General features: G+C 67.4%; 27 protein-coding genes. 14 read left to right on the top strand and 13 right to left on the bottom strand.

Annotated features, from left to right (window positions below; genetic code table 11):
* The first annotated feature begins 68 nt into the window (after positions 1–68).
* Positions 69–1037, top strand: coding sequence for a bile acid:sodium symporter family protein (locus NA10_RS24750; protein WP_067571994.1), 969 nt, complete (start codon positions 69–71; stop codon positions 1035–1037).
* On the opposite strand, the gene NA10_RS24745 is transcribed toward NA10_RS24750, so the two are convergent.
* Genes NA10_RS24745 through NA10_RS24730 form a run of 4 tightly spaced genes read right to left on the bottom strand, consistent with a single transcriptional unit; the run spans position 991 to position 5517 of the window.
* Complete coding sequence (locus NA10_RS24745) at positions 991–2091, bottom strand: aminotransferase class I/II-fold pyridoxal phosphate-dependent enzyme (RefSeq protein WP_067571993.1); 1101 nt, start codon at positions 2089–2091, stop codon at positions 991–993. The two genes, NA10_RS24750 and NA10_RS24745, sit on opposite strands and share 47 nt — an antisense overlap.
* A complete protein-coding gene (locus NA10_RS24740) occupies positions 2088–3131 on the bottom strand; it encodes a 3-oxoacyl-ACP synthase III family protein (protein ID WP_067571990.1) in 1044 nt (347 codons plus the stop codon). The genes NA10_RS24745 and NA10_RS24740 overlap by 4 nt, the downstream gene beginning before the upstream one ends.
* An 11-nt stretch (positions 3132–3142) precedes the next feature.
* Positions 3143–3802 (bottom strand): DUF8713 domain-containing protein, encoded by a 660-nt coding sequence (locus NA10_RS24735; RefSeq protein ID WP_067571987.1) that lies wholly within the window; start codon positions 3800–3802, stop codon positions 3143–3145.
* Positions 3803–3804: 2 nt separating this feature from the next.
* Positions 3805–5517, bottom strand: a complete 1713-nt coding sequence (locus tag NA10_RS24730; protein ID WP_067571985.1) for a thiamine pyrophosphate-binding protein — start codon at positions 5515–5517, stop codon at positions 3805–3807.
* 149 nt (positions 5518–5666) lie between these two features.
* Here NA10_RS24730 and NA10_RS24725 point away from each other — a divergent pair, with 149 nt between their 5' ends.
* The 3 genes from NA10_RS24725 to NA10_RS24715 all read left to right on the top strand — a co-directional run bounded on the left by NA10_RS24725 (position 5667) and on the right by NA10_RS24715 (position 8033).
* Positions 5667–6182: an EXLDI protein gene (locus NA10_RS24725; RefSeq protein ID WP_067571983.1), complete on the top strand. Its 516-nt coding sequence runs from the start codon at positions 5667–5669 to the stop codon at positions 6180–6182.
* Between the two features lie 121 nt (positions 6183–6303).
* Entirely contained in the window at positions 6304–7263 is a 960-nt protein-coding gene (locus NA10_RS24720; protein ID WP_067571981.1) for an ATP-binding cassette domain-containing protein, read from the top strand.
* Entirely contained in the window at positions 7260–8033 is a 774-nt protein-coding gene (locus tag NA10_RS24715; RefSeq protein WP_067571979.1) for an ABC transporter permease, read from the top strand. The genes NA10_RS24720 and NA10_RS24715 overlap by 4 nt, the downstream gene beginning before the upstream one ends.
* Positions 8034–8106: 73 nt before the next feature.
* Here NA10_RS24715 and NA10_RS24710 read toward each other — a convergent pair whose 3' ends face one another.
* The 3 genes from NA10_RS24710 to NA10_RS24700 are packed head-to-tail and all read right to left on the bottom strand — an operon-like array spanning position 8107 to position 9986.
* On the bottom strand, positions 8107–8820 hold the full coding sequence (locus NA10_RS24710; RefSeq protein WP_067571977.1) for a zf-HC2 domain-containing protein: 714 nt from the start codon (positions 8818–8820) through the stop codon (positions 8107–8109).
* Positions 8817–9323: a sigma-70 family RNA polymerase sigma factor gene (locus NA10_RS24705; protein WP_067571976.1), complete on the bottom strand. Its 507-nt coding sequence runs from the start codon at positions 9321–9323 to the stop codon at positions 8817–8819. The genes NA10_RS24710 and NA10_RS24705 overlap by 4 nt, the downstream gene beginning before the upstream one ends.
* Positions 9324–9371: 48 nt before the next feature.
* Positions 9372–9986 carry a YqgE/AlgH family protein gene (locus NA10_RS24700; protein WP_067572042.1) on the bottom strand — a complete coding sequence of 205 codons (615 nt, stop codon included), beginning with the start codon at positions 9984–9986 and terminating at the stop codon, positions 9372–9374.
* Between the two features lie 135 nt (positions 9987–10121).
* On the opposite strand from NA10_RS24700, the gene NA10_RS24695 reads away from it, so the two are divergent.
* Positions 10122–10883 carry a lysophospholipid acyltransferase family protein gene (locus NA10_RS24695; protein WP_067571974.1) on the top strand — a complete coding sequence of 254 codons (762 nt, stop codon included), beginning with the start codon at positions 10122–10124 and terminating at the stop codon, positions 10881–10883.
* Positions 10884–10886: 3 nt separating this feature from the next.
* Here NA10_RS24695 and NA10_RS24690 read toward each other — a convergent pair whose 3' ends face one another.
* On the bottom strand, positions 10887–11216 hold the full coding sequence (locus NA10_RS24690; protein ID WP_067571972.1) for a GNAT family N-acetyltransferase: 330 nt from the start codon (positions 11214–11216) through the stop codon (positions 10887–10889).
* Positions 11217–11326: 110 nt separating this feature from the next.
* Here NA10_RS24690 and NA10_RS24685 point away from each other — a divergent pair, with 110 nt between their 5' ends.
* Together NA10_RS24685 and NA10_RS39245 are read left to right on the top strand one after the other, a co-directional pair.
* Positions 11327–12442, top strand: a complete 1116-nt coding sequence (locus NA10_RS24685) for a glycerate kinase (protein ID WP_067572041.1) — start codon at positions 11327–11329, stop codon at positions 12440–12442.
* A 7-nt stretch (positions 12443–12449) separates the two neighbouring features.
* Positions 12450–12581 (top strand): hypothetical protein, encoded by a 132-nt coding sequence (locus tag NA10_RS39245; RefSeq protein ID WP_281180242.1) that lies wholly within the window; start codon positions 12450–12452, stop codon positions 12579–12581.
* 103 nt (positions 12582–12684) lie between these two features.
* Here the strand turns inward: NA10_RS39245 and aroQ are convergent, their stop codons facing one another.
* Together aroQ and abmR are read right to left on the bottom strand one after the other, a co-directional pair.
* A complete protein-coding gene (aroQ, locus tag NA10_RS24680; protein WP_067571970.1) occupies positions 12685–13125 on the bottom strand; it encodes a type II 3-dehydroquinate dehydratase in 441 nt (146 codons plus the stop codon).
* Between the two features lie 37 nt (positions 13126–13162).
* A complete protein-coding gene (gene abmR / locus NA10_RS24675) occupies positions 13163–13768 on the bottom strand; it encodes an ATP-binding transcription factor AbmR (RefSeq protein WP_067571967.1) in 606 nt (201 codons plus the stop codon).
* A gap of 329 nt (positions 13769–14097) precedes the next feature.
* Between abmR and NA10_RS24670 the strand changes: the two genes are divergently transcribed.
* Positions 14098–15774, top strand: a complete 1677-nt coding sequence (locus NA10_RS24670) for an NTF2-like N-terminal transpeptidase domain-containing protein (RefSeq protein ID WP_067572040.1) — start codon at positions 14098–14100, stop codon at positions 15772–15774.
* A gap of 46 nt (positions 15775–15820) precedes the next feature.
* On the opposite strand, the gene NA10_RS24665 is transcribed toward NA10_RS24670, so the two are convergent.
* Genes NA10_RS24665 through NA10_RS24655 form a run of 3 tightly spaced genes read right to left on the bottom strand, consistent with a single transcriptional unit; the run spans position 15821 to position 18937 of the window.
* Positions 15821–16222, bottom strand: a complete 402-nt coding sequence (locus tag NA10_RS24665; RefSeq protein ID WP_067571965.1) for a DUF3054 domain-containing protein — start codon at positions 16220–16222, stop codon at positions 15821–15823.
* A gap of 56 nt (positions 16223–16278) precedes the next feature.
* On the bottom strand, positions 16279–17415 hold the full coding sequence (locus NA10_RS24660) for a lysylphosphatidylglycerol synthase transmembrane domain-containing protein (RefSeq protein WP_067571963.1): 1137 nt from the start codon (positions 17413–17415) through the stop codon (positions 16279–16281).
* Positions 17416–17419: 4 nt separating this feature from the next.
* On the bottom strand, positions 17420–18937 hold the full coding sequence (locus NA10_RS24655; RefSeq protein ID WP_067572036.1) for an adenylate/guanylate cyclase domain-containing protein: 1518 nt from the start codon (positions 18935–18937) through the stop codon (positions 17420–17422).
* Between the two features lie 158 nt (positions 18938–19095).
* On the opposite strand from NA10_RS24655, the gene NA10_RS24650 reads away from it, so the two are divergent.
* From NA10_RS24650 to NA10_RS24625, 6 genes are all read left to right on the top strand, one after another.
* Complete coding sequence (locus NA10_RS24650) at positions 19096–20388, top strand: AI-2E family transporter (protein WP_373862414.1); 1293 nt, start codon at positions 19096–19098, stop codon at positions 20386–20388.
* Positions 20372–21550, top strand: a complete 1179-nt coding sequence (gene macS / locus NA10_RS24645; RefSeq protein WP_084515208.1) for a MacS family sensor histidine kinase — start codon at positions 20372–20374, stop codon at positions 21548–21550. Before NA10_RS24650 ends, macS begins: the two co-directional genes overlap by 17 nt.
* 77 nt (positions 21551–21627) lie before the next feature.
* On the top strand, positions 21628–22266 hold the full coding sequence (locus tag NA10_RS24640) for a response regulator (protein ID WP_245677842.1): 639 nt from the start codon (positions 21628–21630) through the stop codon (positions 22264–22266).
* Positions 22267–22326: 60 nt separating this feature from the next.
* Positions 22327–23034, top strand: a complete 708-nt coding sequence (locus tag NA10_RS24635) for a DUF1707 SHOCT-like domain-containing protein (RefSeq protein WP_067571960.1) — start codon at positions 22327–22329, stop codon at positions 23032–23034.
* Between the two features lie 29 nt (positions 23035–23063).
* Positions 23064–23945: an alpha/beta fold hydrolase gene (locus NA10_RS24630; RefSeq protein ID WP_084515207.1), complete on the top strand. Its 882-nt coding sequence runs from the start codon at positions 23064–23066 to the stop codon at positions 23943–23945.
* Positions 23946–24060: 115 nt separating this feature from the next.
* Entirely contained in the window at positions 24061–26274 is a 2214-nt protein-coding gene (locus NA10_RS24625) for a DUF2339 domain-containing protein (RefSeq protein ID WP_281180239.1), read from the top strand.
* The last annotated feature ends 183 nt before the right edge of the window (positions 26275–26457 follow it).

Below are 26457 nucleotides of genomic sequence, written 5' to 3'. Positions count from 1 at the left end.
ACCATCAGTATCGCCGTCCCACGGGTGGGATGTTAATAACGGAAAAACCGGGCGATTAGCCTGGTTCGGTGCGATTTCTCAGCAAGTTCTATATCGACGGGTTCATTCTGTCGATTCTCGCCGTGGTAGCCCTGGCCGGCATCTTCCCGGCGCGGGGCGAGGCCGCCGAGGTGGTGGGCTGGCTGACGAAGATTGCCATCGCATTGCTGTTCCTGCTGTACGGCGCGCGCCTGTCCACCCACGAGGCCGTCACCGGTCTCAAGCATTGGCGACTGCACGCCACCGTGCTCGCCTGCACCTTCGTCCTCTTCCCGATCCTCGGTCTCGCCGCCCGGGTGCTGGTGCCGCATATCCTGACCGAGGACCTCTACACCGGTCTGCTGTTCCTGTGCCTGGTGCCGTCCACCGTGCAGTCCTCGATCGCTTTCACCTCGATCGCCAAGGGCAATGTGCCGGGTGCGATCGTCAGCGCCACACTGTCGAATCTGCTGGGCGTCTTCCTGACTCCCGCACTGGTGATCGCGTTGATGAACACCACCGGCCAGGCCAAGGTGGATCTGTCCTCGGTCCTGGACATCGTGTTCCAGTTGCTGGTCCCGTTCTTCATCGGCCAGCTGATCCGCCCGAAGGTCAAGGGTTGGCTGGCCCGCTATGCCGAGCCGACGAAACTCGTGGACCGCGGTTCCATCCTGCTGGTGGTGTACAGCGCTTTCAGCGCGGGCATGGTGGAGGGCATCTGGCATTCCCTGTCCCCGTGGCGGATCGCGGTGCTGGCGCTGGTGCTCTGCGCCCTGCTGGCGATCGTGCTCGCCGCGACCTCGGCGCTGGGCCGGGCCCGGCACTTCGATCGCGGCGACCGGATCGTGGTGGTGTTCTGCGGTTCGAAGAAGTCGCTGGCCACGGGTCTGCCGATGGCGACGGTGCTGTTCGCCGGTCACCCGATCGGACTGATCGTGCTGCCGCTCATGATCTTCCACCAGGTGCAGCTGATCACCTGCGCGGCGCTCGCACAGCGCTGGGCTCGGACCGCACCGTGAGCGAGAGCACCCGGCTGTCCTCGCGGCGCAGCGGTCGCGCGCCGCCGGCGGGGCGGGCGGCGAGCGCGTGCAGCACCGCCCGCCCGGCGATCGGATCGCCGACGGCGATGCGGGCGCCGCCGTCCGGATAGCGTTTGGCCACGATACCGGCGCGCGCCAGTGCCGGGGCCACCTCGGGTCCGGGCAGGTAGAGGAAGTTCGCGCTACTGCGCGGCACCCGAATCCCACTGCGGCGCAGTGCGGTACGCAACATGTCCCGTTCGGTGGTGATGCGCAGGATGCGCTCGCCGAGTTCGGCCTCGGCCGCGTACGAGGCGCGCACCGCGGCCACCGCGGTGGCCTGCACCCCGAACGGCAATTGCAGCCTCCGCACCCGCCGCATGAGTTCCGGCGCACCGAACGCGTAGCCGATGCGCAGTCCGGCGAGCCCGTACGCCTTCGAGAAGGTGCGCAGCACCAGCACATTCGGGTGCCGCCGCACCAACTCCACGGCGTCCAGGCCATCGGCCGCACCGAGGAATTCGATATACGCCTCATCCAGAATCACCGGCACCGTCGCCGCGATCGCGCACAGGAACGCCTTCAGCTCACTGGCGGCGACCACCGTCCCGGTCGGATTGTGCGGGCGGCATACCGCCACCAGCCCGGTGCGCTCGTTCACCACCCGCGCCATGGCCCACAGATCCTGGCGGCCGTTGCCGTCCAGCGGCACCGGCTGCGCGCGCAGCCCGACCATATCGCTCATAATCGGATATCCGTCGAAAGTCGGTGTGGCGAAGACGAATCGGGATCCCGGCGCGGGCAGGGTCTGCATGATCTGCATGGCCACCCCGGTCGCTCCCGAACCCACCACCACCTGTTCGACGTCCACGCCGAGGTGCTCCGCGATCAGCAAGGGCAGTTGCCGCGGCAGGAACTCCGGATACCGATTCGCCTGCACCAGAGCGTCATCGATGGCCCGCAACACCGAAGGCAGTGGCGTGAACGGGTTCTCGCTCAGGCTCAGATCGAAACGCACCGTTTCGAAGCGGTACGTCTCCAGCGGAGCACTCATCGCGCCGCTCCCCAGCGCACCGCCGCCGCGCCCGCGAAATCTCCCGCGTGCGCGAAGGCCGACATGAGCACCACCGAGCCATTGCGCAGCCGACCCGCCTGATTCTCGGTGTCGAGGGTGACGGGAATGCCCGCGGCGAAGAGGTTCCCGCACTGGTCGAAGGTATCCGGATGGCGTTCCGCGGGCAGTTCCAGCGCGTCATGCCAATTGCGCAGGAACAATCGATTAGGCTGATTGGTGACCAGGGTGTCGATGTCCTGGCTCTTGACCCCGATGCGCTTGCACACCTCGTGCGCCACCTCCGGAACGAGGCGGTTCCCGCGCGCGAACACCTTGGCCACCTTGGATTCGGTGAAGCTCACGCAGCCCTGGCCCTCGCCCGGCTCCCAGTACTTGCGCTCGGATCCGGTGGTGAACTCCATATCCCCGGCGAATTCGGGGTAGGTACGGCATTCGATATCGAGAATCGGTGCGCTGCCGTCCTTGACGAGCAATCCGACCCCGCAGCCGTCACCGGGTACCGGCGCCTGGGCGAGTTTGCGGATCTCGGTCTGGGTGAATACCGGACCGGCGCAGTTCTGGGTGGCCACGATCAGCGCGGTGCGCGCGTCGGTGGTCTGCATGATGGTGCGCGCCAGCCACATCATGTGCACGAAGGCGGCGCAACCGCCGTTGTGCACGTCGAAGACGTAGCGCGGGTTCATATTCAGTCGCCGCGCCAGTTCCCCGCCCGCGCCGAGCACCGGATTGTCCGGCAGCTGGGTGTGCGTGAGCAGGATGTCGACATGGGGAAGCAGCTGTGTGCCATGGCGATCCACCAGCGGTGCGACGGCCCGCTCCGCCATATCGACCACGGTTTCGTCCCGGCCGCGATGGTGCCGGGTCTTGGGCGCGCGGAACATGACGTTCTTGGCCATCCGCTCCGAGCGCGAGAACTGCGTGAAGTACTCGGTCCCGACCGGCTCGCCCGGCAGATAACTGGCCACATCGACCAGGCTGACCGGGGGCGGGGGTGTGAGCCGAGGGTCCGTGAAATCCATGGCGCGCCTACCTATTTCATCCAGTCGGGGGTGATGGGCAGCCCGTTCGCGGCGCGGTACTCGGCAATCGCCTTGAGATTGCCCAGCTCCAGCTGATGTCCCGCGGAGAACATCTCCCAGAAGTCGCCCACCCACACCTTGCGGCCCTCGGGTGCGGTGTCCGGATAGGGGTTTCGGTCGTAGAACGGGTGATGACAGTTGGTCCACAGCACCACCGATCCGGGCTTGTCGAACACCAGCTGGGCGTCGACGACCCGCATCAGGTAGATCATCCACAGGTGATCGCCCTGATCCCAGGCGCAGTGGTAGTCCACGGTCATGGCATCGGGATTGGCGACGGTGCGGGTGTAGATCTTGGTATTGGGGCCCAGCCGGTCGTACGACTCCCAGAGGTCCGGCTTGCCGGTCTCGGTGAAACCGCGCAAACTGTACGTCCACTCCTCCAAAGACCGTGTGTCCGCGAGGTATTCGTACAGCTCCCGGGGCGGGCAGTCGATATACCCCTGCACCGGGCAGTAGTCGCCGAAGATCTGATCGTGTGGATACACCGAGCGGAGCATCTCGAGGATGACGGGGGTGGTGGCCTCGCGGTCCGAGTTCTCGATACGCAGGAGTCCGGGCACCACCCCCTCGGGGATGTCGCTGAGTGCGGGCAGGGCGCTGGTGGTCACAATTACCTCCTCGGTGCCGTCAAAAACGGCGTGAAGGGCGGGATTTCGTCGGGATCGCAGTCGACGGCGATGAACGACGGCCCGGGACTGCCGAGGCAGTGCCGAAGGGATTCGGCGAACTCGGCTCGGGTGATGGGTGCGTGTGTGCACAGATCCGGGAACATGGCCGCGAGACCGGCGCCCGGATACGCCGGTCGAAATCTGTTGAAGCTGTAGCGATCCCCGTAAAACAGCTGTTCACGAGTTATGCACATGGCATGTGCGTTGTTGTTGAAGACGATGAAGGTGATCGGCAGGCCGTGTTCGATGGCGGTGTGAATCTCCATGCCGTGCATGAAGAAAGCGCCGTCACCCGCGATGACGAAGGTGCGCCGCATACTCCCGTCCGCGCGCTGGTGTCGGGCGAAAGCCGAACCGATCCCGGCTCCGAAGGCATAGCCCATCCCGCCCATCCCCAGGGCGACGGTGAAACGGCCGTCGCGCGGCAGTCGCAGATGATGCACCGCCGCCGCACCGGTATTTCCCGCATCGGCGAATACGTCGGACCCCTCGGGCAGCGCCTTGTTGATGGTCTCGACCACCTCCCGATACCGCAAGCCCGGACCCTCGGATTCCGGGACCGCCAGTGCGGTGAGCGGGCTTTCGGTCCGCACCGGTTCGGCGCGCACCGGTTCGTCGCGCGAGTTGTGCAGGTGAATCGGTGTGGCGGAGGTGAATTCGCCGATCAATTCGGCGAGGGTGAGCGCGAGATCGGTGCTGTGCGCGTGGATCGAGGTGAGGAACGGGATCTGCGCTCCGATACTGGCCAGCGGTACCTCCTGCAGCGGCCCCTCCAATCCCGCGCGCGCGGTGACCGGCATCCGGGTGCCGACCAGCAGGCACAGCGTGGCCTGTTGCAGGGCGTCGATGAGTTCCGGGTGACCCATACTGCCCGCGATACCGCAGTACCCGGGATCGTCGTGGTGGTAGACGTCCTTGGCATCGGGTGCGACACCGACCGCGGCCTCCAGGGCCGCGGCCAATCGCGCCAATTCGTCACGGGCATCGTCGCGGGCGACCTGGTCCCCGGCGATGATCACCACCTTGCCCAGGGCGCGTGCGGCGCGCAGCGTGTGCAGCACTCGGCGCAGGCTCTCGGTATCGCGGCGGTACAGCGGTGCGGGCGGGCTGAAGGGCGGCGCGATCAGCTCGGACTGCTGAATATCCTTGGGCAGCAGCAGGACCGCGGGTCCGCCGTGGTGCAGTGCGCTGAACGCCCGGGTGAGGTGAACGGGCAGGTCGGCGGCGGCGCCGACGCGCGCACAGTAGTGCGTGATCGGCCGGAACAGCCGAACGGCGTCGAAGGCCCCGGCCTGCCCGCTCGTGTCCTGGAAGGCGCCCTTGCCCTCCAAGACGGTGGGTGGCTGTCCGATCAACGCCAGCACCGGGACCCGAGAGGCGAAGGATTCGGCCAGTCCGGCCACCAGATTCACGGCGCCGCCGCCCGACGTCGCGCACACCACCCCGAATCCGGAGGTGGAGCGCGCGTACCCGTCGGCCATGGTGGCCGCGGCGAACTCGTGTTTGGCGACCACGGCGGTGAGGGCGTGCCGATGCTCGAAGGCCGCGTCGTAGAGATCCTCGATATTCGCGCCATCCACCCCGAAGATGTGTCGCACACCGACCCCGGAAACCGCTCTGACCAGGTGATCCACGACCCGTGTTCCGTTGTGCATGGGGGCGGCTCCTTTCGGTGCCCGGCACCGCAGTCCCGAGTCCGTCACCCGAGATACGTATGTCGGCTATAGCCGGTTCAATCCCGGTAATTCCGGTGAGTTCGAACCGCCCCTTGCAATGTATGTATACGTCTACGTATAGTTGGCTCATGCCGAACAAGACGATCTACGTATCCGATGAGGACCTCAAGCTGTTTCAGCGAGCGCAAGAGCTGGTCGGGGGAAATCTGTCGGGCGCGATCGTGACGGCGCTGCGCCGCTTCATCGAGCTCGAGGAGGGACGCATCGAGGGCTACGAAGAGGTGGTCCTCAAAGTGGGCAAGGAAGGCACCCGGCAGATCCGATTCTCCGGCGCCCTGCTCAGCCACTGGCACCAGGTCGGCGACCATCGCGTCGAAGACATTCGGGTGTATCGCACTCGCAAAGGCGCGTTCGCGGTGCACAGCCACTTCTCCAACTGGAGTGAATTTCCGGCCGATACCAATCCGCTCAAGGACTGGAAGCAGTGGCGCCGCTTCCTCGGTCTGGGCGAACAGGATTGGGGCGATTACGACTTCGAGGTCTTCGAGAAGATCGAGGACATGAAGGGCAAGATCCCGGATCGGCTCTACGCCCGCGTACTCGACGCCGCCGACCACTCGAGCATCGAAGAGCTCGACATCTGACCGAACACTGATCCGAAAGCACTGTCACACAACTGAATAACCCGCTTTGTCCGCAAGCCTCGGCGGACACGGCCCAGCTGACGCATGCATTCATGCATACCTATTGTTGAGAGGGACACCCATGAACCCCAACCACGGCCCGACCGCGATACAGGTCCGGGGCCTGTGCAAATCCTTCGGGGAGCACATCGTGCTCGACCGCATCGACTTCACCGTCCCGCAGGGCAGCATCTTCTCCCTGCTCGGCCCGAACGGCGCGGGCAAGACCACCACCGTGCAGATCCTGTCCACCCTGATCAAGTCGGACGGCGGCGAAATCACCGTCGGCGGTTACGATCTCGCCACCCAGCCGGAGCAGGTGCGCTCGAGCATCGGGGTGACCGGACAGTTCTCCGCGGTGGACGAACTGCTCACCGGCCGCGAGAACCTCATGCTCATGGGTGACCTGCATCGGCTGCCGCGCGGTGAAAGCCGCCGTCTCGCAGCGGATCTGCTGGAGAAGTTCGATCTGGTCGAGGCCGCGGACAAGGTCGCCTCCAGTTACTCCGGCGGTATGACCCGCCGCCTGGATCTGGCCATGACGCTGGTCGGCGACCCGCGGATCATCTTCCTGGACGAGCCCACCGTGGGCCTGGATCCGCGCAGCCGCCGCGCCATGTGGGACATCATTCGCGAACTGGTCGCGGGCGGGGTCACCATCTTCCTCACCACCCAGTACCTGGACGAGGCCGATCAACTGGCCGACCGCATCGCGGTGCTGTACCAGGGCCGCTTGGTCGCCGAGGGCACCGCCGATCAGCTCAAGCGAATGGTGCCGGGCGGATACGTCAAGCTCGACTTCAACGAGCGCGCCGAACTCGACCTGGCCGCAAGGGCTTTCGGCAATGCCGCGCAGATCAACGGCGATCTCACCCTCGCCATTCCGAGCGACGGCGGGGTGCGCTCCATGCGCGAGGTGCTCGACCGCCTCGACGCCGCGCGCATCGAACCCGCCGGGCTGTCCGTGCACACCCCCGACCTGGATGACGTCTTCCTCGCCCTGACCGGCGGCCACTCCACCGATAAGGAGAACGCGCGATGAGTTCCCTGGCAATGACTTTCACCGATTCCAAGACCATGCTGCGCCGGAACCTGTTGCACGCCAAGCGCTATCCGGCCCTGACCATCAGCATGCTGGTGATGCCGATCGTCATGCTGCTGATGTTCAACTACATCTTCGGCGGTGCGCTGAAGAATTCCACCGGCGGCGAGAAGTACATCCAGTACCTCACCCCGGGCATGATGCTGATCATTCCGGCGTACATGGTCGCGGGCATCGCGGTGGGCATTTCCACCGATATGACCAAGGGGATTGTGAATCGCTTTCGCACCATGCACATTTCGCAGCCCTCGATCCTGACCGGATCGGTGCTGGGCAGTGTGATCCAGGGCCTGCTGGGCACCGTGGTCATGACCCTGGTGGCCGTGGCCATCGGCTTCCGCTCGCATGCGAACGTGCTGGAGTGGGCGGCCGCCCTCGGGCTCATCGGCCTGACCCTGTTCGCACTGAACTGGCTCGGCGCGGGCTTCGGCGTCATCGCGCAGAATCCGGAGAGCGCCAGCAATCTGCCCACCCCGATTCTGCTGCTGCCCTTCTTCGGCAGTGGTCTGGTGCCCACCGACACCATGCCCGCCGGTGTGAAGCAGTTCGCCGAATATCAGCCCTTCACTCCCATCACCGAAACCCTGCGCGGACTGTTGCAGGGCACCGAGATCGGGCACAACGGCATTCTCGCGGTCGGCTGGTGCGTGCTGCTGGGTGCGCTCGGCTACGTCTGGTCCACCTCGGCCTTCAAGCGGAAGACCAGCTGAAATCGACGCTGCGCGAAGCGAAGACGGCGTACCCCACCGGGGTGCGCCGTCCTCGTGCGTTCGGAGTCGGTGCTCAGAGCCCGGCGGCCAGCAGCACCTTGCCGACCGAATTGCGGATCTGCACGTTCTTCACCTGACCGGGTGCGGCGGAGGTGGTGCCGTCCGGGGTGAACACCTGCCCCGGCTTCGCGGTCCACTCGGCGAGTTTGGATTGCGTCCCGTCTTCGCGCACCACCCACAGCGATAGTTGCCAGGCGTAGTACTCACCGGACTCGGGATAGTTGCACCACATGTCCACCCGGGTCTGACCATTCACCGTGAGCAGTTTGAAGGTCGCCACGATCGGGGTGTCCACCTGCGCCTGCAACGGCCCCTGCGCCACCACCTGCTGAATCGCCGGACCGTCTCGATCGATGACGGTGGCGGTCACCGGCACCGCGATCAGGGCCGCCGCGGCGGCCGCCGCCACCGCCCCGCCGACGGACAGAAACCGATGCCGCCGTTGCCGTTTCGCCGCCTGTGCGGCGAGGGCGGGCAGCATGCGGTCCGGCGGCGGCGGGATCTCGGTCGGCGGATCCTGCTGTGCCGCAATGGAGAGCGCGGTATCGGTGTCGACCAGTGCGAGCAGTCCGGGCAACCCGGCCAGCTTCGATGTGGCGGCGCGACAGTGTTCGCAGCCCGCCAGGTGCTCCTCGTATTCGCGGCGTTCGTCCCGGGCCAGAGCGCCGAGCACGTACGCGCCGTCCCACGTGGTGTAGCCGTCGCAGAGGTCGTGGCCCTCCGTCATCTCGTCACCCCCATCTCCTGCAGCACCAACCGCAACGCCCGCATGCCGTAGTGCATACGGGATTTCACCGTCCCCTCCGGAATCTCCAGTTCCCCCGCGATCTGCGCGGTGGACAGGCCCCGGTAGTAGGCGCGGACGATGACATCACGGTGATCGATGCTCAACCGCGCCAGGGCGTCCGCGACCAGCCACCCGTCCAGGGCGCGGTCCGACTGATCCGGTGTGGGCACCTCCGGCGGATGGTCCGTGCGGAACTCCCGCCGACTGCGCGCGCTGCGATGCTCGTCCACCGCCAGGTTACGGGCCACGGTGAAGAGCCAGGCCCGCGCCGAGGTGGTGGACTGATCCAGCACATTCGGTCGCTGCCAGGCCCGCAGCAGCGTTTCCTGAACGATGTCCTCGGCCCGGCCGGGATCGCCCACCAGGCCGAACGTGTACCGCCACAACGCGGCCGCGTGCTCTTCGTAGAGAACGCGCAGTAGCGCCGCCTGGTCGTCGGGCATCGGTCACCTCCGCACCCTTCACGACACAGACCGTGCCGACGGTTCAGATCAGTTTCGTTCCACTTCGATAGGGTGCGTCGCCAGCAGCGATAACGGCAGCGGTTGGCGGCGCAGCACCTGCGCCCAGAGATCGACGCGACCCGCCAGCGGGTCGCTCGGAAGCGCCGAGAGCACTATCCAGTCACCACGATCCAATTCACCCTCGAGCTGTCCGAAGGTCCACCCGGCATAACCGGCGAAGACCCGCACGCCCTCCACGAGCGGGGCGATGCTGTCCGGATCCGAATCCAGATCGACCAGGGCCACCCGGCCGTCCACCCGGCGCAGGCCGGGCACCCCGTCGAACGCGGTGCCCACCTTCACCGTGGCCAGGCACAGGGCGGCATCGCGTTTCACCGGGCCGCCGAGGAAGAGCGCGCGCGGGGTGGCGGCCAAATCCGACCAATTCGGCAGCACATCGTGCACCGCGGTATCGCTGGGGCGGTTCAGCACCACGCCCAGACTGCCCGCGTCATTGTGTTCGATGATGTACACAATGGTGCGCCGGAAGGATTCCTCCATCAGATCCGTCGCCGACACCAGCAGGGTGCCAGGTCGAACCACCTGGTCCTCATGCCGGAATTCGCGTCGAGAACGGTCACCGTGTTCCTCTGCGCGTGCCACCAAGCCATCATCGCACCGGCACACCGTAATTGCGTGGCCAAATTTCGGACGTGCGCGATTGCGCCGCCGAATTGCGGCGGATACGGGCGAAACGGCGCACTGGGGACCGCGATCGAACCCGGCTAGGGTGACGGCATGGGAGCTCCTGAGGTCGTCCTCGAGAACAGTGACGCGGTGTACGACTTCTATCGTGATCACCAGCAGAATCCACTGCAGGCCAAGGCGGCGTACTGGTTGCTGGGGCGGCGCTACCGGCCGCGCATCTCGTACGCGCCGGGGGCTCGGGAGCGGCTGCGCGAGTTGATCTCCCAGCGGCGGCCGCTGCTCATCGCGGTCAATCACCTCTCCCAGTTGGATCCGTACACGGTGGCGGCGGCCGCCTGGCGCAGTGCGCTGCGGCCGGTGATCGGGCGGACCCGGGTGCTGGCCAAGGATGAACTCTTCCTGGAACCGGACTTGCGCGCGCGCATCGACATGATGGGCGGCATACCGGTTTTCCGCGGTAAGGACCATGGACTGCGCGCGGTGAACGCCGCCGGCCAGCGCATGATCGATATCTGCGCCGAGCGGATGGCCCGCGGCGACGGGGTCGCGGTCTTTCCCGAGGGCACCTGCAATGACGTCGATCCCACCCGGGTGCAGACGGTGGGAACGGGGATCGGGCACATCGCCTTCCGCGCCAAGAAGCTCGGCGCGGATCCGGTGCTGGTGAGTCTGGGACTCAGCTACGGCCCGCGCCCCGACCCGACGGTGGAGCCGACCAAGGAGCAGGCCCGATCGGCCAGCTTCTATTTCGGTGTTCCGGTGCCCGGATTGCCCGGTAAGCCCGCCGAGATCACCCGGGTGGTGCGCGATGAATTGCAGACCGCGCTGGACGGCGCGGTCGCGGCCTACTAGGGATTACTGCGGCAGATTCAGTCGCTGCCGCGACCACATCGGCACCAATGCCAGGTATTCCGGCCGGGATTCGACGAAATGGTGCACCATCGGGCACATCGGCAGAATGCCGAAGCCGGCATCGCGGGTCTGATCGAGCGCACCCTGGACGAGTTTGCGGCCGTAGCCCAGGCCCTCATGCTGTGGATAGATCTCGGTGTGCACGAAGGCGCGCTCATTGGCGGTGTCCTGATATGCGGTGACCCCCGCGAGCATGCCGTCGACATACAGTTCGAAGCGATCAAGTTCGGCATTCTTGCGGACCTCGACAGACGCGATCGACTCACTCGGCATAATGCCAAGCTAACCCGATTACCAGGCAATTTGTCCGTATCTCGAATTCGCGTTCCGGGCGTGTCGCGATTGGACATGCCGCGGCGACGCGGAGTGATCACACTGTGTGGGTGACGCACGCCGGACCGCGCCGGGTGATCCTCGCCCCGGACAAATTCAAAGGCTCGCTGACGGCCGCGCAGGTGGCCGCCGCGCTCGCCGCGGGCATCGAACGCGCCGCGCCCGGGACGCGGGTGCGGCAGCTGCCGATCGCCGACGGCGGGGACGGCACGGTCGACGCGTTCCTGGCGGCGGGGTGGGAACGGGTATCGCTGCGCGCTCCCGGACCGACCGGTGAACCGGTGTCCACCGCCTACGCCAGGCGGGCCGGAACCGCGGTGATCGAGCTGGCCGCCGTGGTCGGCCTCGCGAAACTGCCCGGCGGACAACCGGATCCGCTGGGCGCGACCACCTACGGCCTCGGTGTGGTCATCGCCCATGCACTCGATCACGGCATCCGCGATATCGTGCTCGGCCTGGGCGGCAGCGCCTCCACCGATGGCGGCGCGGGCATGCTGGCCGCGCTCGGACTGCGCATCCGGGATGCATTCGGCACCGAATTGCCCTGCGATGGAACACTTCTGGGGCACGATGGCCGAGTGGATCGAAGTGGCCTGCATCCGGCGCTGGCCGATGCCCGCATCACCCTCGCCAGCGATGTGGACAATCCGCTGCTGGGTCCGAACGGCGCGGCCGCGGTCTACGGTCCGCAGAAGGGCGCGACGCCCGAACAGGTCGCGATTCTCGAAGCCGCACTGTCGAATTGGTCGATTCTTCTCGGCCGCGACTGGGCCGACCGGCCCGGCGCCGGTGCGGCGGGCGGTACCGGATTCGGGGCGATGGCGGTGCTGGGCGCGGTCCCGCGCCCCGGTATCGATGTGGTGCTCGACCTGGTGGACTTTCCGGCCGAGATCGCCGGGGCCGATCTCGTGGTCACCGGCGAAGGCTCCCTCGACGCGCAGAGTCTGCACGGTAAAGCCCCGATGGGCGTCGCCGATGCGGCTCGGCGCGCCGGGATTCCGGTGGTGGCCGTGTCGGGCCGACTGCGACTCACCCCGCAGGAGTTGCGCGACAACGGATTCGCGGCCGTCTACGCACTCACCGAACTCGAACCCGATCCCGCGCGCTGCATGGCCGATGCCGCCGCACTGCTGGAGCGAATCGGCGCGAACCTGATCACGCCGTAGCGGTGCGGTGACCGATCACGCCGTCGCGGTGAGGGAACGGCCCAGAACCGCACAGGCGTTGTGGCGCAACGCGATCGACGCCACCGATGCGAAGGGTGAGGCCGTGCCGGTCTATCAAGTGCTGCGCGGACGCGCCTGATCAGGCCGATTCGGAGCCTATTCGAGGGAAGGGCGTGGTCGAGAAGATCACCTCGACCGGCACCTCGAAGTACTGCGAAACCCGAAGCCGATCCGATCCGGTGTCAGCGGGTCGCGAGGAATTCGATCGCCGCGGCGTAACCCTGGATGCCCATGCCCGCGATGACGGCGGTGGCGATGGGGGAGACGTACGAGTGATGCCGGAACTCCTCGCGCGCATGCACATTGCTGATGTGCACCTCCACGATCGGCACCTCCGGGATGACCAGGGCATCGCGCAGGGCGACCGAGGTGTGCGTGAGCCCGCCGGGATTGATGACGATGCCGGACTCGACACGCCGGGCGGCGTGAATCCGGTCGATCAGCGCTCCTTCGGAATTCGACTGGAAGGTATTGACCTCGCGGCCGAACCGCGCCGCCGTCTTGTTGCAGAGTTCGACGATGTCGTCGAGGGTGTCCGAGCCGTACACCTCGGGCTGCCGAATACCGAGCATGTTCAGGTTAGGACCGTTCAAGACCAGGATCGGACCCACGGTGTCAGCCATGGGTCCGATCCTATTGCCTTACCCGGGCCGTACCGGCTCAGAGCCCGCGCGGGCCCTCCGAGCGCAGGTCGTCGACCTTGCGCATGGCGTCGCGGAGTTCTTCGAGCCATTCCTCGGCGTGCTTGCCCGCGAGCTTGACGGTCCAGGCCAGCGCATCCGACCGCGACCGCGCCACGCCCGCGTCGATGAGGGTGTCCAGCACCTTGCGCTCGGGCTGGCGCAGCCGGGTCATGACCGGAACCGCCAGGTGGGTGAACAGGATTCGCTCGTCGCCGACCCGCACGCCCCAGGCGACGCTGCGGCCGTAGCGGGCCTGCGCCTCCTGTGCGATCTGCATGCGGGCGCCGCGGGTGGATTCCCGGAAGCGTGAGACCAGGCCCTCGCGGGTGGCCTTGGGTACCTCCGAGGGCGCGTCGGCCGGAGTTTCGGCGTCGGCGGATTCGGCGGATTCGGGGGCGGGCAGGGGTAGTTCGCCGACCACGACGATTTCGTCGCGATCGATCTCGAGGGTTGCGGGACCGGTGAACCAGTCTGCTGGCAACCTTCCGGCGAACCAGTCGGAAGCGTCTGCGGCATCGGGCAGATCGGCCTGTTGCCAGCCGCCGGGGCGGCCGAATTCACGGCCGCGGTGTCCGTACTTCATAGCGGTCACTCTCACTTGCTGTCTGGAGTTGTAATACTGATTACAACGTTACGTTCATTCCGGCGGATTGGATTCCGCTCTCGGAGAACGGGGCTCGGGATCCTGCCCAGCGCGGTTGCGCAACGGGGTCACGGAGTAGTCCGTGGCGGCGTGAATACGCCGGGGGCCGTAACCGACCGGTGATCATGTAAGTGGTCCCTGCTGACCGAAATCGGCACTATGGTGGTGCTCAATACGTGTACGCCTGGTGGAAATGGTGGCACCGCGGGTGTTGTGAACGCGGTACCGTGGTCCTGTTGCTGATGTGGCAAGAGTGAAGAGTGGGCGATATGGATGTGTGGGGATCCCGCCGCTTCCGGATTCGTGGCGCGATCGTGCTCGCGGTGGTGCTGGCCGTCGCGATCGCGATGGGGTCGTGTGCTTTCCGGGAGCGATCGACGGGTGCGGAGGCGGTGGTCGAGCGATTCACCAGCCTGCTCGACCAACAGGACTATGACGGCGCGGCCCGGCTCACGTCCTACCCGAACGGTGCCTCCGCAACGCTGAAGCAAGTTTTCAGCGGCCTCAACCCGGGCAAAGCCGACTACCGGGTGACCCAGTTCATCGGTCTCGACGGCAATACCGGACTCTTCAGCATGACCGCGGCCTGGAACTTCGGCGACAAGCGCGACTGGAAATACGATCTGCAGGGCACCGTCCGCAAACTCAGTGTGGGCTGGCGCATCTCATGGGATCCGGCCCTGGTCATCCCGCAGCTGGACAGCAAACGCAGCGTCAAACTCGTCCGCACCTACGCCACGCCGTCCCCGCGGGTGAACGATATCGTCGGCGCGCCGCTCATGACCGAACAGACCATCAATGTGGTCAAACTCGATCCCACCAAGACCGGCGATCTGGTCGGCTCCAGCAACGCGCTGGCCGCCGCCATCGAACCGGTCGCCCCGCTCATCACCGGACCGGTACTGCTGCAACAACTGTCGGCCTCCCAGGGCAAACCCATCGTCGCGGTCAATCTGCGCGACGGCGACTTCGAAATCCTGGAACCGCGCATGGCCGCCATTCCCGGTGTGGTGCTGGAGAAGCAGCCCCGGCTCATCACCGCGGACCGCCGCGTGTGGTCGCCGCTGCTGGACGCCATGCGCAAGGTGTGGCAGGACAACAATGATCAGCGCGCCGGGTGGGGTGTGCAGCTCTTCGAACCCGACGGCACCTTCGTCACCCAGCTCGCCGGTGAACAGGGGCCGCCGGGGCCGGATATTCCGGGCACCATGGATCAGCGGCTGCAGCGCGCCGCCGAGGATGCCGTGGTGAGCGTCGGCACGCCCGCCTCCATCGTGGCCATCCAGCCCTCCAGCGGAGCGGTGGTCGCGGTCGCGCAGAACAGTCAGGCCAGTGAACACGGCTCGGTCGCCTTCACCGGGCTGTACCCGGTCGGCGGCATGATCGAACTCTTCAAGAACATGGCCGCGCTCACCAAGAAGAAAGCGCCGCAGGATGTTTCGGTCGGCGATGCGGCCGAGGCGGCGAGCCGGCTCGGAATCGGCCTCGACTTCAAGGTGCCCGGTCTGGACGAGACCACCGGTCGGCTACCGTCGGGCAAGAACGCCGCCGAAACCGTCGGGCGCGGAAACGCCGCCGACTCGCTGCTGGCGAGTCCGTGGGGGATGGCCATCGCCGCCGCGGCCATCGCCAATGGCCAGGTACCCAAACCGATGATCACCGTCGGGGTGCCCGCCGGGGCCGAGGCCGATCTGCCCGCCCTGCCCGGCGATGTCACCGATCGCCTGCGCACCATGCTGCGCGAGGGTGCGGCGGCCCCGGAAGCGGCCAGCCTCAATAGGTATCAGGGTGTGCAGGCGTACGCGGCCACCGCGGGCAACAACGGCTGGATCATCGCCACCATGGGTGATCTCGCCTTCGCCATTCACATCGACGATGTGGACAGCCCGGACGCCACCGCCCGGATGGCCGCGCGACTGTTGCAATCGCTCGCGACCCCGGACTGATCCGGCCGCCCCGTCATCCCGGCGTGCTCACGGCCGGGATCCATATCTAGGGCAGGGCTTTCGCGGCGGCGCGCCAGCCCAGCAGGAACACGGCCAGCGCGGTCGCGGCCACGATGATGAAGCTGAGCGCGGTGCCCTGCCCGCTCACCACGCGCAGCAGCATGCCGCCGATCAGCGTGCTCAGCCAGACGATCACACCGGTCGGCCATACCGCGCGCGCGTCGAAGCGCTGTGCGGCATCCCCGCCCGCGCGCCGTGCGGCATCCCCGCCCGCGCGCCGTGCGGCGACGGCGGCGGCGATCACCCAGCCCAGCAGCAGGCCGACGCCGAACGGCCACACCGTACGCAGCATGCCGGCCAGCACCGCCTCGTCATGACTGCGTCGGCCGATCGCGCAGAACACGATCACCAGCACGGCATCGACGAGGAAAGGCACCGATCTCTTCACGGGCCACAGGCTATCGGGCGGTCGCGGCGCGCCGACGCGGGGACACGCCCGGGCCGTCAGGACTCGGCGGGCGGCGGATTCGGGCGACGGCGATCGGCGATCAAAGGGGTGCCACCGCGCTGGGTGAACTCCTTCTCGTACTCGGCATCGTCGGCCTGCGGCTTGCGGAACAGGAACAGGAAGACGATCCAGCCGATGATCGCCACCAGAATGAAACTGACCAGGCGGTACAGGAAGGCCGCCGCCACCGCCTGCGCGGCGGGCAGACCCGCGGCCGCGGTCAGTGAATAGATGAGCGTGGCATCGACGTAGACGATGCCGCCGGGCGCGAAGGGAATGGTGCCCACCGCTTTTCCGGCCGCGAAGGCCAGCATGAGCCCGGCCAGCCGGGGATCGGCGCCCACCGCGTAACAGGCCGCGCCGAGGCAGGCCACATCCGCGAGCCGATGCACCAGCGCCCAGCCGGCGACCACCGCGCCGTCCCGGGTACCGAGGTCCACCGACTCCAGCTGATTCAGGATCTCGCCGACCTTCTCGGCGCCGGCGTCCACCGGTCTATGACGAATCCTGTTGAACAGATGCAGAATTCGATACAGCGCCGACTCGACCGTGCCCGGATGCCGGGATACGTAGTTGAACGCCCACACCAGCGCGGCCACCGCGCCCAGGGACAGGATCACCTTGACAGGGCCGATCCGATCCCCGCCCAGCACCGCGCCGAACACGCCCAGCAGCGTCAATCCGGCGGTCGCCACCACCCCGGACATCACCAGTTGCCAGGACGCCACCAGCGGACTCGCACCCAAGCGGCGGGTCTGCCTATAGGTGAAGGCGGTGGAGAACACCTGTCCGGCGGGCAGGGTCAGGGCCATACCGGTGGCCCCGTAGACCACCGTCACCGATTTGCGCTGACTCACCTCGACGCCGCCCGCGTGCAACAGCTGCTTCTGAATGCGGCCGAATCCACTCATGGAGAACGCCTGCATGAACACGCAGGCCACCACCCAGCCCCAATGGATTTCGGTGAGGTTCTTCCAGGATTCGTGCAGGCGCGGATAGAGATAAACGCCTTCGGAAATCAACAAACCGAGCAGCGCGGCGCCGAGTACCCATTTGGCCCACCAGAACCTGCCGCGGTGCGAGTTCTCCGCGGGCGGCGCAGGTTCGCCGGCCAGCTCACCATGGGCCGTCACCAGCTCACCCTAACGAACCGGCGGTGGCCTCGTCTGCATCCGTTACGTCGATGGTTTGTTTCGGCCAGGCCAGACGTGTTTTCCGGCGGCGGCCGCGGAGCTGAACTTCTTCTCCCGTTTCCCATAGCCGCTGTTCGTTCGCATCCGCGAAATACAGTGCGCTACTGGAGGTCAGCACCCGTTCCGGGCGATCCTTGGCGAGTTCGGTGAGGCGGGAAGCCTCATTGACGGGGTCGCCGATCACGGTGTACTCGAAACGATTCGCGCCACCGATATTCCCGGCCACCGCCAGACCCGCCGAAACACCCATACCGATATCCAGACCCGGCACCTCGCGCAGGGCTTCGCGCAGCTCACGGGCGGCTGCCAGGGCCGCGGTCGGCGCGTCCGGGCGATCCAGCGGGGCGCCGAAGATGGCGAGCGCGGCATCACCCATGAATTTATTGATCAATCCGTGGTGCCGGTCGATCACATCCACCACGATCCGGAAGAACTCATTGAGCAGGCTGACCACTTCGGTCGGCGGGCGCTCCGCGGCGGTCGCGGTGGAACCGACCATATCCACGAACAACACCGCGACAAATCGCGTTTCACCACCGAGTTCGGTGCCGTACTCCAGGGCCCGCCGTGCCACATCCTCACCGACATGGCGACCGAACAATTCCTGTAGTTCGCGACGTTTCGCCGCCTCGCCCATCATTCGGTTGAAGCCAACCTGAAGCAGCCCGATTTCCGAACCGTCGAATACCTCCACCTGCACATCGCGCGCACCTTCCTGTACGCGATCAATGGCCTGGCTGAGCTGGCGAATCGGATCGGAAATACTCGCCGCGGTGAGCATGGAAAGCGCCAGCGCCTGCATGATCACCACACCGCACAACAGCAGAATCGAGACCGCCAGCGACTGCGCGGAAAACTGAACGCGCGAGGAAATCTGCGTGACGCACAGCAGCGCGATCGCGATCACCGGGGCGAAGGTGCCCATCCCCCAGGTCATGGCCATCCGGGTGCCGACACCCGCGGTCAGGGTGTGATCGAACGTGCCGACCGTCAGCGCCTCCGCCGCGACCGGGCGCAGAATGCGCTCGCCGAGCATGTAGGTGAAGCCGAAAACAATGGTGGCGGCCATACATTCGGTCACGATCACCGCCGCAGCCAACTGCGGGGTGCGCACGATGATCACCGATGCCAGCACCGCGCCGCCCACCAGCCACAGCACCAGATGCACGATCGCCTGCCGCAGCGGTGCGTGCAGCGCCGCCATCTGCTCCTGCCGGCTCGGCGGCCCGCCCCGCATCTGCCAGCGCATCACCGGCCGCAGCATCAGCGCCGACGCGGTCAAGCTCAGTAGGCCACCGACAATGAATACGAGCCCCGGAAGCAGCAGGCCGGCCTGGCGTGTCGCACTCGAGCCGTCTTCCGGAACGGGCAGGCCGTATTGGATGAACGCCCACACCAGGACAGCACCGAACGCGTTGGCCGCGAGCATCGATGCGAGGTACAGCGGCCAGCGAGTTCGCATGGTCTGTTTGACCGCTTCCAAGGGCGCTGACACGATCACCAATCTAGCTCCCCCGGCCTCTCCCGATCCTGCCGCGTGCCCGGGAACCGTTCACTCACTCGGGCGCGCGGCACGGCAAAATGCCGCGATTTCCCAGTAGGCTCGCGGACGTGAGTGACGTGCAGGCGGAGTCAGGCCAATCCGGCAGACCGGGCAAGGTGCGGCGGCCCGCTGCCGACGCGGTGCATCCGCTGGTTCGGGAGAGCGCCGAATGGTGTTGGCGGCTGCTGATCATCCTCGCCGCGATCTACGCCGTCGCGTGGATGGCGCATCGACTCTCGACCGTGACGATTCCGCTGTCCATCGCATTGCTCGGGGCGGCGCTGCTGTCACCGCTGGTGGATTGGATGCAGCGGCTCGGGGTGCCGCGCTCGCTCGGCGTCTTCGTCGCACTGGTCGGATCGCTCGGACTGCTCGCCGGAATCATGACCTTCGTCGTCGAACAGTTCGTCACCGGTGTGCCGCAGCTGTCCGACGAATTCAAGACCTCCGTGCACCAGGTGCAGGACTGGCTGATCAACGGGCCGCCGCATATGTCCAATGAGCAGATTCGCAATGCGGGCGACACCATCGTCAAGACCATCGAATCCAATCAGGACACGCTCACCAATGGCGCGCTGACCACCGCGACCGTCATCGGCGAATTCTTCACCGGCACCTTCCTGACGCTGTTCATCCTCATTTTCTTCGTCTACGGCGGCGATCAGATCTGGACCTTCGTCACCCGCATCGTCCCCACCCGGCAGCGCGAACGCGTGCGCACCGCCGGACGACTCGGCTTCGGCAGCCTCACCGGATTCGTGCGCGCCACCGTCCTGGTGGCTGCCGTGGATGCCATCGGCATCGGCTCCGGACTCGCGATTCTCAGTGTGCCGCTGGCCCTTCCGCTGGCCTCGCTGGTCTTCATCGGCGCGTTCATCCCGATCATCGGCTCCTTCATCGCGGGCTCGGTGGCGGTGTTCATCGCGCTCATGACCAAGGGCGCGGTCACCGCGCTCATCGTGCTGGGCATCACCGTGGCGGTCATGCAGCTGGAAGGGCATGTGCTGCAACCACTTCTGATGGGGCGCGCGGTGCGCATTCATCCGCTGGCGGTCGTGCTCGCCATCGCGGCGGGTGTGGTGCTGGCCGGTATCGCGGGCGGTCTGCTCGCGGTACCGTTCGTGGCGGTGCTGAACACCGCCATTCGCTCACTGCTCGCGGACTCGCCCGATGAGCTCTATCAGGAGCTGCACACCGGCGATCCGCACCGGCCGATGTTCAGCGCCGAACCCGATTCATTGGAGCTGGGGCGCTTCGAATTAGCCGCTCCCGTAAGCGAATCCGGCACGGCGACGGCCGGCCCGGATAACGGTTCGGCCACCCGCACGGACGAGCCTCCCGCGAGCGCCGCCGGTGACTCCGCGGACTGAACCGGACGACCGCGACGCCGCGACCGCGCCGCTGTGGCGGGCCGCGCAGGCTTTTCGGCTCGTCACCCTGCTGTACGCCATCGGACAGCAGTTCGCCTCGGCGCCGCACTACACCAATCAGCGATTGAGCTGGGTGCTCATCGCACTCATGGCGGTGTGGTCGGGCGTCTCGGCGATCCTTTTGTCACAGTGGCGAATTCATAAGGTGCGTGAGGTACGCACGGCGGTCGTGATCGGCGACCATCTGGTCGTCATCGCGCTCATCTTCGCCACCCGGTTGGTCGCGGACTACGACTGGTATCACGGACATCAGACGCTGCCCACCACGCTGTGGGCCGCCAATGCCGTCATGTCCGCGGCGATCATGTGGGGTCCGTTCGGCGGCATCTGCTCGGGATTCCTGATCGCCGCCGCGGTGGTCACCACGCGCGCCCAATGGGAACTGGACCTGTGGCGCGACGCTACCGCGCCCGTGCTGGTCTCGGTCGGACTCGCGATCGGCTTGGCCTCCAACACCGCTCGCCGCGCACAGGCGCAATTGCAACGCGCCGTGCGACTCACCGCCGCCGCGCAGGAACGCGAACGACTCGCGCGCGAAGTGCACGACGGCGTACTCCAGGTGCTCAGCTATATCAAACGACGCGGGACCGAGATCGGCGGGCCGACAGCGGAATTGGCGCAGCGGGCGGGCGAGCAGGAGGTGGCCCTGCGGGTGCTGCTCTCCGAACAGGGCGGCCGCGCGGATACCGGTGGCGCTGAACAGGATTTGCGACCCCTGCTCACCGCGCAGGCCACCCCCTCGGTACTCGTCTCCACCCCGGGCGAACCCGTGCCGATCGGCCGATTCGAGGCCCGGGAGATCTCCGCGGCGGTCGCCGCCGCCCTGGCCAATGTCGCCCAGCACGCCGGCCCGTCTGCGAAAGCCTATGTGCTGCTGGAGGATACCGGCGACGAACTTATCGTCAGCGTGCGTGACGACGGTCCGGGTATTCGCGCCGGGCGGCTCGTCGAAGCCGAAGGCCAAGGCCGCATGGGTGTTTCCCGCTCCATCATCGGCCGTATCGCCGCCTTGAACGGCACCGCGCAACTGCTCTTCGAAGCCGACGGCGAGGAGGGTTCGGGCGCCGAATGGGAATTCCGGGTGCCCAGGCAGAGCCGATAATGGGAGCCGATCACAGCGGGAAATCCGAATCGGGAGGCGATGTGTCCGAAGACGCCGGGGACGAACGAATTTCGATCATGGTCGTCGACGACCATCCCATCTGGCGCGAGGGCGTGGCCCGCGATCTCGCCGAGGCGGGCTTCGACGTGCTCGCCACCGCCGACGGCGTCGCCGCCGCCGCTCGCCGCGCCGCCGCCGTCCAACCCGATGTCGTGCTGATGGATATGCAACTCCCGGACGGCAATGGCGCCGACGCCACCGCCGAGGTGCTGCGCGCCTCGCCGCGTACGCGCGTGCTGGTGCTCTCCGCCTCCGCCGAACGCGATGACGTCCTCGACGCCATCAAGGCCGGGGCCATCGGCTACCTGGTGAAGAGCGCCTCCGCCGCCGAACTGGTGGCGGCCGTGCGCGCCACCGCCGCCGGACAGGCCGTATTCACCCCGGGCCTGGCCGGATTGGTGCTCGGGGAGTACCGGCGCATCGCCAATACCCCGCCCGATCGCGATGAACCACACCGGCCCGCCCTCACCGAACGCGAGACCGAGGTGCTGCGCATGGTGGCGAAAGGGCTCTCCGCCAAACAGATCGCCACCCGGCTGAGCCTGAGCCATCGCACCGTCGAGAACCATGTGCAATCCACCCTGCGCAAACTGCAACTCGGCAATCGCGTGGAGCTCACCCGGTACGCCATCGAACAGGGCCTGGACGGCGAATAGGGATGTGGATCAGGGATTGCCCTGATGCGCGGCCGCCCACCGGCTCGTAGCCTCGAATACATGGGAGGTCCAGAATCGGTCAGCAGTGTCGAGGCCGCCGTGGTGGGCGAGCGCGACCTGCGGGTATCGGATATAGAACGCGAACACGTCGGACGGCTGCTGCAGCGCGCGGTTGGGCTCGGCATGCTGTCACTGGGGGAATTCACCGAGCGCATGGACACCGCGCTCGCCGCCAAAACCCGCGGTGAACTCAATGCGGTGCTGGTCGATCTGCCGGGCATCCGGCTCGCCGGGCAGCCCGCGCCCAAGACGCCGCAATTCCAGTACGCGCCGCGCCCGCAGTACGGGTACACCGCGCGACCGCAATACGCACCGCGCACGGCGCATCAGGTGCCGCCCGGCAATGTGATCCGCAGCCGCCTCTCCGGTGTCAAACGGCACGGCAACTGGCATGTGCCGCAGACCATTCTGGTCGACTCCTTCCTCGGCAGCGTGCGACTCGACTTCACCCAGGCCATCATGTCCACGCAGGTGGTGGAGATCCTCGTGGACGATTACCTCAGCTCGCTCGAGCTGATCCTGCCGCCGGACGCGACGGTCGACCTGAACGGTCTGGAGCTGATCGGCGGCAGCGCCGAGACCAAGGTGCGCACCGGTCCGCCCATCGGCCCGCTGCACGTGGTGGTTCACGGCAAGGTGCGCTTCGGCTCGGTCAGCGCCAAACACCCCTTCGGCGCCCAGTGGAAGAAGTTCCTCAACGGGGCCTAGCCGTGGGTCGGCCATCGGTTCGAGTGGGGATGGTCACCGATCGCGAATACGGTTCGGCGGCAAGCGTTCCGGCCGGTATCGTCTCGCCCATGGCGGCAGGCACCGGAGCGGATTCGACCCCCGAACCACTACTCCGGACCGGTCGCGGCGCACCGCTGCTGCTCCTGCACGGGGTACTGCTCACCTGGCAGTCCTGGACTCCGGTCCTCGGCGATCTGCGCGCCGACCACGATGTGCTGGCCCCCACCCTCCCGGGCCACCACGGCGGTCCCGCCGCGGACCATCCGGCCACGGTCGCAGGGCTGGCCGATTGGGCCGAAGCGCTACTGGATGAAACCGGTTGGCCCACAGCGCATATCGTCGGCAATTCGCTGGGCGGCTGGATCGCGCTGGAGCTCGCCGCCCGGGGACGCGCCCGCACCGTCACCGCCATCTCCCCGGCCGGCCTGTGGAGCGGCCCGTCCTCGGCGCAGGCGCTGGTCCGCAAATTCCGCGGGATGAGCCCGCTCATCGGCTTCGGCTCGGACACCCCGCCGGTACTGCCCGGCATGATCCGCAGTCTGCTGCTGCCGCTGCTGGCCCATCACCCCGGCACCGTCGCGCCCCAGCTGGCCCGGGCCATGGCCGCCGCCCCGGCGCACTGCACCATCCTCGATGATCTGGCCGAGGATCCGGCCCTGCCGACGGGTTTCACCGGTCTGCCGGACCTGACCGTTCCCGCCACGGTACTGCTGCCCGAATTCGATCGGGTGCTGCCGCCCCGGCTGTATCCCGAGCTGACCTCCACCCCCGTGCTCACGGTGCGTCCGCTCCCGGGCCTGGGTCATGTCCCGATGCTCGAGGACCCCACCCGGATCACCGCCGAAATCCGCGCCACCATCGCCCGGGAAACCGCGCTGCGATCCGCCTGACCCGCGACCGTTCGACCGCCTGGCGATTCACCCGGCGGAAGTCGAGTAGGATCCCGGCCGCGCGCGAGTGTTTCTACTCATCCGGCGGAACGCGCTGGTCGAGAGCATTACCGGCATGAATACAGCCATCGATCCCCGCTTGATCGCACGGTTGTCGACCGAGTTCACCTCCCTCAGTGAGCACATGGGAACCCTCGGCCGCGACCTCGAGGTCCTGCGTACCCAACTGATCACCGATCCGCCCGCAGCCGCACCGGCAGCGGGCGTTCCCATGTCCGCCCGGGCCCCGCGCCCCGGACCGGAGCTATCCGGTCCCGCCGAAGCGGTACCCGGAGCCATTCCCGGGGTGGTCCAGCCCGTATCCGGGGTTCCCCGGCCCGTGCCCGGAGCCCCGCAGCCCGTGCCGGGAGTTCCGCAGTCGGCGAGCGGAGGTCCCCGGCCGGTACCCGGAGATCCCCAGGCGACTCCGAATTACGCGCAGGCGACCCCGGGTTACGCGCAGGCGGTGCCGAACTACGCCCAGGCGACCCCGAGTTACGCGCAGGCGACTGCGAATTACGCGCAGGTGGGGCCGGGTTACGCGCAGGCGGGGCCGACGGGGTATGACCAGATGACGGGTGGATACGCGCAGGCGGGGGCCGGGCGTGCGGGATGGATGGGGGGTCCGCAGGGTGGGTATCGGGCGATGCCGCCGCTCGCGCAGCAGCAGCGGAGGGGAGTGCCGGTGCGCGAGCGGCGGGCACCGTGGTGGCAGCGCGAGGGCGTGGTCAGCCGGGTGCTGGCGGTGGCCGGGGTGGGGGTGACGCTGATCGGGGTGGTGATGCTGCTGGTATTGGCGGCGCAGGCCGGATTCTTCGGCCCGGTGCCGAGAGTTGTTGCGGGAGCGGTCTTCTCGGGTGCGCTGCTGGCCATCGGAGCCCGGGTGCACGGTAAGGCGGGAGGCCGGGTCGGGGCGGTCGCGCTGGCGGCCACGGGTATCGCCGGGGGATACCTGGACGTCATTGCCGTGACGACCGAATACGGGTGGCTGAATCCCGTGGTGGGATATGTGATCGCGCTGGGGATCGCGGCGGGCGGGGTGGGCCTGGCCATGCGGTGGCGGTCGCAGGCGCTGGCGGTCACGGTGGTGCTGGGGGTGGCGCTGCTCGCACCGATGGTGACCACCGAGGTCGCACTGCTGGCCTTTCTCATCGTGTTGCAGATCGCCGCTGTGCCGGTGCAATTGGGCCGAGATTGGCCGTACCTGCATATCGCGCGGACGCTTCCGGCGGTGTTCGCGACGCTCGTCGCGGTGGCCGCGGCCGGACTGGGTGACGCCGCGCGCGGGCATCGATACGAGGTACTGGCGGCTGCCATCGCGATCGCCGTGGTCGGATCGGTGGGCACGGTGCTCGTGGTGCGGCAGCGGTCCACCGATATCACCGCGAGCCTGACCTTCGCGGCGGCGACCCTGCCGCTACTGGCCGCGCCCGCGATGTTCGAGCGGCGCACCGCCGTACTCATCTCCGCCGTATTCGCCGCGGTCCTGCTCGCGCTCGCCGCGCTGCGGTGGCTGCCGAAACTCGGTGAGCGGGTGCGGATTCCGGGCCACCTGGCGCTGGTCGCCGCCGTGGCCGGGGCCTTCGCGGTGCTCGAGAGCTGCTTCGGGGTCACCGATACGCAGACCCTGCCCGTCGCGCTGTTCCTGGTCGCCGTCGCCTTCCTGGGCGCGGGCGGGCAGCGGCGATCGCGGGTCGCCGCGGGGATCGGCGCTGCCTTCGGCGCGATCGGCATGGTGGCCTTCGTGGATACCGCCGGTCCGGCCACGCTGTCCGATCAGTGGTATGCGCAAGAGCGCCTGGGTATTTCGACCGCGCTGTCGGCGGTGGCGGCGCTCGCCGCCCTGGCCGCCGCGTTCCGGTGCGCCCGCCGACTGGGTCTGGTCGCCCGGGACAGCGATGCCACGGCCGTCGCGGTCGTCGGCGGTATGGCGGGCCTGTATGCCGTTACCGCACTGACGGTTTCGCTCGGCGTGGTCATCGATCGCCAGGACGGCTTCCGCGCGGGCCACGGTATCGCCACCGTGGTGTGGATGGCCGCCGCCACCGCGGCGCTGTTCTTCGGATTGCGCAGGCTGTCCCGCGCCCCGCAGTCGGCGAAGGTGGCGCTGGCGGGTGGACTGCTGGTCACCGCCGCGGCATTGGCCAAGCTGTTCCTGTTCGACCTGGCCACCCTCGACGGTCTGCTCCGGGCCGCCGCCTTCCTGGTCGTCGGCGTGCTGCTACTGCTGGTCGGCACCCGCTACGCCCGCGCCTTCGCCGAGGCGGGTGAGCCCGCGCGGCGGAGCTGAGCCGGATCAAGAGCCGAGCTGCCGGATCAAGAGCCGAGCAGCCGGATCAAGAGACGAGCAGCCGAATCGAGAGACGAGCAGCGGATCGAGAGACGAGCAGCCGGATCGAGAGACGAGCAGCCGGATCAAAGATGCGCAGCCGGGCCGGGAGATGAGCTGCCGGGCCGAGAGACGAGCAGCCGG

This window comes from Nocardia acidivorans NBRC 108247 (genome assembly GCF_001625085.1).
GTDB classification, from domain to species: Bacteria; Actinomycetota; Actinomycetes; order Mycobacteriales; family Mycobacteriaceae; genus Nocardia; species Nocardia acidivorans.
The sequence above is the reverse complement of the archived record's forward strand: the minus strand, read 5'-3'. Positions and strand labels throughout refer to the sequence as shown.